This is a genomic window from Streptomyces nogalater, assembly GCF_039532885.1.
GTDB classification, from domain to species: Bacteria; Actinomycetota; Actinomycetes; order Streptomycetales; family Streptomycetaceae; genus Streptomyces; species Streptomyces nogalater.
The window spans coordinates 1-1209 of the sequence record NZ_BAAASM010000091.1 but is presented as its reverse complement, the minus strand read 5'-3'; the positions used below and the strand labels follow the sequence as shown (position 1 = coordinate 1209).

General features: G+C 70.5%; 1 protein-coding gene. It reads left to right on the top strand.

The window, feature by feature from the left end:
• The coding region (locus ABD350_RS37670; RefSeq protein WP_344353950.1) for an acetyl-CoA carboxylase biotin carboxylase subunit at nucleotides 1-1209 on the top strand (1209 nt) is incomplete at both ends.

Sequence of the window (1209 nt, the reverse complement as noted above, 5' to 3'; positions counted from 1 at the left end):
GCCGTCATCGATGCCGGGCTGGTCTGGATCGGCCCGCCGCCGCAGGCGATCCGCGATCTCGGTGACAAGGTCGCCGCCCGTCACATCGCCCAGCGCGCCGGTGCCCCGCTGGTCGCCGGCACCCCCGACCCCGTCAGCGGGGCGGAGGAGGTCGTGGCGTTCGCCGAGGAGCACGGCCTGCCGATCGCGATCAAGGCCGCGTTCGGTGGCGGCGGGCGCGGTCTGAAGGTCGCCCGGACGCTGGAGGAAGTCCCCGAGCTGTACGACTCCGCCGTGCGTGAGGCGGTCGCCGCGTTCGGGCGCGGGGAGTGCTTCGTGGAGCGGTACCTGGACCGGCCCCGGCATGTGGAGACGCAGTGCCTGGCCGACAAGCACGGCAACGTCGTGGTGGTCTCCACCCGTGACTGCTCCCTGCAACGCCGCCACCAGAAACTGGTGGAGGAGGCTCCCGCCCCGTTCCTGTCGAAGGAGCAGAGGGAGCAGTTGTACCGGGCGTCGAAGGCCATCCTGAAGGAGGCCGGGTACGAGGGCGCGGGCACGTGTGAGTTCCTGGTCGGGCAGGACGGCACGATCTCGTTCCTGGAGGTCAACACCCGCCTCCAGGTCGAGCACCCGGTCACCGAGGAGGTCGCCGGTATCGACCTGGTACGCGAGATGTTCCGTATCGCCGACGGGGAGGAACTCGGCTACGACGACCCGGTGCTGCGCGGTCACTCCTTCGAGTTCCGTATCAACGGCGAGGACCCGGGCCGTAACTTCCTGCCCGCTCCCGGCACCGTCACCGCCTTCGAGGCACCCTCGGGCCCGGGTGTGCGCATGGACGCGGGAGTGGAGGCCGGCAGTGTGATCGGTCCGGCCTGGGACTCCCTGCTCGCCAAGCTGATCGTGACCGGCCGTACCCGTAAGGAGGCCCTCCAGCGGGCCGCGCGGGCGCTGGAGGAGTTCCGGGTGGAGGGCATGGCCACCGCGATCCCCTTCCACCGCAAGGTGGTCACCGACCCCGCCTTCGCCCCCGAAGTCCACGGCCAGGACGGTCCGTTCACGGTGCACACCCGGTGGATCGAGACCGAGTTCGTCAACGACATCAAACCCTTCACCGGCCCTGCCGAGACCGACGCCGACGAGGACACCGGCCGCGAGACGGTCGTGGTCGAGGTCGGCGGCAAGCGTCTGGAGGTCTCCCTGCCCTCCAGCCTGGGCATGAGCCTG